The following is a 4,773-nucleotide window of genomic DNA, read 5'->3' as shown; positions in this document are numbered from 1 at the left end:
CCAGTATTGGGTTTATTCAGTGGATTGAAAGGGCCGACACTTGATCTGGCTTCAAGCTTTTATGTGATGCTCTCTGTCGCGGTATTGCTAAAAAGTATTCCGATGCTGATGATTATCGGCGTACTACGGGCGGGGGGAGACATTAAATTCTGTTTCTATCAGGATGTCATCGCCCAGTGGTTTATTGGTATCCCGTTAGTTGCGTTTCTCGCGTTTTATACGGATGTGGGAATGCAGTGGGTTTATTTAGCTATCTTTACCGAAGAGGCGGTGAAAATTGTCGGTTGTTATTATCGCGTTCGCAGCAAGGTATGGATGAAAAATATCGTACAAAAATCGGCGGCAGTGGCTTAGGTTAGTGGCTTAGGTTATTACGGATAATCTCTACAGATCACCACTTAGCTACAGAAGGGAATAAAGCAAAACACCAAAATAAACCGATTATTTTGGTGTTTTTATCATACAGTTGCTGACTACATTTTCGGTTTGACGGTGCTGTAAGTCTTTTTGCACCGCTCTTATACCAGACTTTGATTTACAGCGTGGAAACTGTTGTAGTCACAGTATTGTCGCCACGATTTAGAAACCGGATGTGTCTTTAAACAGACCCACTTTCAGATCGGTAGCGGTATAGATCACACGGCCATCAACCTCAACTTCACCATCAGCTAAACCCATAATCAATTTACGGTTAATTAAGCGCTTCAGATGAATACGGTAAACCACTTTTTTTGCGGTTGGCAGAACTTGGCCGGTGAATTTTACTTCACCCACACCGAGCGCACGCCCTTTACCTTCGCCACCACTCCAGCCGAGAAAAAATCCGACGAGTTGCCACATGGCATCAAGGCCGAGACAACCTGGCATTACCGGATCGCCCGGAAAGTGGCAGGCAAAAAACCACAGATCAGGGTTAATATCGAGCTCAGCTTCGATGTAGCCTTTGCCAAAATTACCACCGGTTTCAGATACGTTGACGATGCGATCCATCATCAACATACTAGGTGCTGGCAACTGTGGACCAGTTTCACCAAACAACTCACCACGGCTAGAGGCCAGTAAATCTTCCTTTGAGTACGAAAAGCGTTTCATAAGCATGGCATTCATTCTGTTTGTCAGTGAATTCTGCCCCTAACTTAGCTAACACTTGTACGCTGAACAAGTCCGATCAGCTGTGGTTAAACCAGTTGAGCCAGCGTAAAAAGAACGGTAACGGTCTTAATGGTGGTAAATTAACCTGATCTATCCGCAACTGGATGAGATTCAGTAACGACTCTTTCTCTTCATCTTCAGTGTCAAACGGTACACCGGTTAGCAGGGATAAGGCTTCAGAAGCGTGCTCTACCGCATACAGATGGAATGCACCCTCTTTTACTGCCTCAACAACTTCATCAGAAAGGCACAGATGACGCAAGTTACTTTCAGGTAAAATAATACCTTGTTCACCGGTTAGACCGCGTTTTTCACAGACAGCAAAAAAACCTTCAATTTTTTCATTGATACCGCCAACAGCCTGTACCCGACCAAACTGGTCAACGGCACCTGTTATCGCGATAGACTGGCTGACCGGCTTTAAAGATAAAGAGCTTACCAGCGCGCACAGTTCGGCCAATGAGGCACTATCACCGTCAACCTCACCGTATGATTGCTCAAACACTAATGAGGCAGAGAAGGGCAGTTGCTGCTCCAATGCTAGTTCAGATGACAGGTATGCTTGCATAATCAGCATGCCTTTGGCATGGATATTCCCGCCGAGCTCTACTTTACGCTCAACATCGGCAATATCACCATCGCCTAAATGTACAACACAACTGATACGTGAAGGCTCACCAAAGGCAAACGGATGGCCCGGATATTCAAGCACAGACAAACCGTTGACCTGACCAATTTGCGCGCCTTCTGTATCAATAAACACCTGTCCGCGATGAATATCATCCATAGCGCGTTCCGGCAGATAGTTAGCTCGGTCTTTACGGGCATGAATCGCATCACTTAGGTGCTCATCGGTAATAGGTTCATCATCAGATTCAATGGCTGCCTCTACCAGTAAGCTCTCTAACCACAGTGGGCAGAGTGGTAAACGCATTTGATCGTCCACTTCACGTGAACCAGCATGGAACAGTACCGGCCATGCTTTTGGGGTGAGTGTTGGCAAATTCAGATCATTACACATACTGTTGACATACCCAACCCATGAAGAAAGGGCGGTATCATCGGTAATGGCAATATTGTCTTCAATTTCAGTGTACATAGAGAGTGTATCAAGATCGGGCTCAAGTTCGCCGAACTCCGCTAAACTGAAACGATCACCGAGTAATATCACCCGAATATCGAGCGGCATTGGCGGCATAGCAACAGGAAGAGATTTAGACTCTTCAGGCGAACACCAGTGAAACGTTTTACTCAGCAATGTTTTTCGCAACTGAAACCAGTACGCCGGTTGTACTAACAACGTACGTAATGGCAGAACAAGAACGCCCCCGTTTGCCTGATGGATTAAACCCGGCTCAACGGTGATAGTTTCACCGCGTTCACGTACACAACCAAAGAGTTGATCCCAACTCAGCCACTCATCGAATGCACAGACAGTTTTGGCCGCAAAATTATCATTGGCGTGAATAGCGGGTGTCATCAGCATTTTGTTCGTTTTGCTATCAAAACGGTAGCTGACTCCGGTGACGTCCTCTAGCGGAGGGAGGCGTTCGCTCACAGCTTCAGCGATCAACGAAAGATAACGTTGATTCTCTTTGCCTTTAACTAACAAAAATGAGGGCTGGTGCGTGATCCGACAAAAGCGATCAAGCGTATCCGCAAGTCTTGGCTGCATATCTAAAAAGCTATGAGGTGATTGCTCATCTGAAAGAGCAAATAATGGCTCATATTGTTGGGTATCAGGCAAAAGCTGCTGCCATTCAAGTTCGTGTTTAGTCAAGTTCGTATACTGCATAGTGAATAAGAAGTAGGATTATAACAAATTTAGCGCCCGTAACTGCCAGAGAGTGTAAGCAGACTGTGTTTGCTTTTGTTATCATTCAGTATCGTGAAGAATACACCTCTGATTGAGGATTTAAAGATGAAATATCAGCAACTTGAAAATTTAGAGAGTGGCTGGAAATGGGCGTATTTAGTCAAAAAAATGCGCGCAGGGGAAAATGTAACACGTTATACCGAATTGAGCGAAATGAATGCGTTATATGAGTTGCTGCTGCAAGCCGAGCATCAACCAGAACAGATCAATACATGGATACAAGCAAACCTGCATGCTGCCTATGACACCAAGCTAAAGCAGGTTGTGCGTGCAACACGTAAACGCTATTTTAATGCGGAAAAAGAGCATACTCGAAAAAAATCGATCGATCTTGAGTATCTAGTATGGGAAAAATTGTCGCAACGCGCAGAATTATTGGACATGACCCTATCAGGCACTATTACCCATTTACTTGAAGAGTCCGTGAGTAAAAATCGTTATGAAAGTCAGATTATGGCCGCTCGCAGTGATCTGGCTGATTTACTCAAAAAATAAACCCCGCCGTGGCGGGGTTTATGCTTATTCAGAGTGTTAGCAGAAATTACTGCTGAGCTTCAACAACTTGCTCTTTAACACCTTGAACTTCGATTTCTACACGGCGATCTGGAGCCAGGCAAGAAATCAGAGAGTTACGGTTTTTGATGCCGTCACACTTAGTACCAGTTACTGGATCAGCTTTACCACGGCCTTCTACAGACAGCATGTTAGCTGGAGCACCCAGAGTTTCCAGGTAAGAAGCTACTGACTGAGCACGGTCTTTAGACAGCTTATCGTTATAAGCGTCAGAACCGATGCGGTCGGTGTAACCGATAACAACTGCAGTCTGATCTTTCAGACCCATGTTGCTGATTTCGCCGTACATCTTCTGCAGAGCTTGCTGGCCTTCTGGCTTCAGGGTTGCTTTGTTGAAGTTGAACAGAACGTCAGAGGTCAGAGTGAAACGCTTGGTTTCAACTTCTGGAGCTGGAGCTGGAACAACAACTGGTGCTTCAGCAACTTCTTGACCGAAACGGTAAGAAACGCCCATGGTCAGCAGACCGTTGTCAGCGCTAACGCCAACTTGGTTAGCGTTACCCAGTTTGTTGGTGTACTGGTATTCCAGACGGCCAGCCCAGTTTTGGTTGAATGCATACTCTGCACCCACAGCTGCCAGCGCACGAACGCCAGTTTCGAAGCGGTTGAACTGCTCTTCTTTGCTGCCTTTCATGTCAGCACGGTAGCCCATAGCACCCAGACGAGTGTACAGATCCAGGTCCTGCATTACTGGGTAGCTGAACTTACCGCTCAGTTGAATACCTTGAACTTCCATCTTACCGTTGTCAGACTTCATTTTGTTCAGGTAATCGTAGCCCATTTCAACTGCGAACCATGGGTTGATTTGGTAACCACCAAATACACCGCCGCCCAGAGAGTTCTTGCTGAAGTGGGTAGAGTTGCTCAGGTTGCCACCGCTACCAAAGAAGTCAGCATCTTTGTCAGTGTTGAAGTAGTTAGACCAGCCCAGTTTAGCACCAGTGTACCAAGTGCCATCCTGTGGAGCTGCTTGAGTTGAAGCAGCGAATGCCATACCAGCCAGTGCCAGTGCAATTGCAGTCTTTTTCATGTTTTGCGCCTCGTTATCATCAATGAAAGGCATAAATAATTGCGTAAGACTCAAAGGCCTTACGTCATTTTTGAATGAACATTCCATCGTCAGACGGTGGCATAAGATTGCCACACAAATGTTCCATTCTTGATAAGTTAGT

5 protein-coding genes are annotated in these 4,773 nt (G+C 45.9%); 2 read left to right on the top strand and 3 right to left on the bottom strand.

What is annotated here, in order from left to right; translation table 11 throughout:
• Window positions 1–354: hypothetical protein (locus tag ACRC27_RS05190; protein ID WP_438639347.1), on the top strand; the 354-nt coding region annotated here is incomplete at its 5' end.
• A gap of 225 nt (window positions 355–579) precedes the next feature.
• On the opposite strand, the gene fabA is transcribed toward ACRC27_RS05190, so the two are convergent.
• Together fabA and ACRC27_RS05180 are read right to left on the bottom strand one after the other, a co-directional pair.
• Window positions 580–1,098 carry a 3-hydroxyacyl-[acyl-carrier-protein] dehydratase FabA gene (fabA, locus tag ACRC27_RS05185; protein WP_438621882.1) on the bottom strand — a complete coding sequence of 173 codons (519 nt, stop codon included), beginning with the start codon at window positions 1,096–1,098 and terminating at the stop codon, window positions 580–582.
• A 70-nt stretch (window positions 1,099–1,168) separates the two neighbouring features.
• Window positions 1,169–2,932: an AAA family ATPase gene (locus ACRC27_RS05180; RefSeq protein ID WP_438630681.1), complete on the bottom strand. Its 1,764-nt coding sequence runs from the start codon at window positions 2,930–2,932 to the stop codon at window positions 1,169–1,171.
• A 141-nt stretch (window positions 2,933–3,073) separates the two neighbouring features.
• On the opposite strand from ACRC27_RS05180, the gene matP reads away from it, so the two are divergent.
• Window positions 3,074–3,523, top strand: coding sequence for a macrodomain Ter protein MatP (gene matP, locus ACRC27_RS05175; protein ID WP_438639346.1), 450 nt, complete (start codon window positions 3,074–3,076; stop codon window positions 3,521–3,523).
• Between the two features lie 46 nt (window positions 3,524–3,569).
• Here the strand turns inward: matP and ompA are convergent, their stop codons facing one another.
• Entirely contained in the window at window positions 3,570–4,631 is a 1,062-nt protein-coding gene (ompA, locus tag ACRC27_RS05170; protein ID WP_438639345.1) for a porin OmpA, read from the bottom strand.
• Window positions 4,632–4,773 lie beyond the last annotated feature (142 nt).

Source organism: Plesiomonas sp. (assembly GCF_051650925.1).
Lineage (GTDB): Bacteria > Pseudomonadota > Gammaproteobacteria > Enterobacterales > CAMTGL01 > Plesiomonas.
Note: the sequence above shows the minus strand (reverse complement) of the source record. Positions and strands in the feature narration are given on the sequence as shown.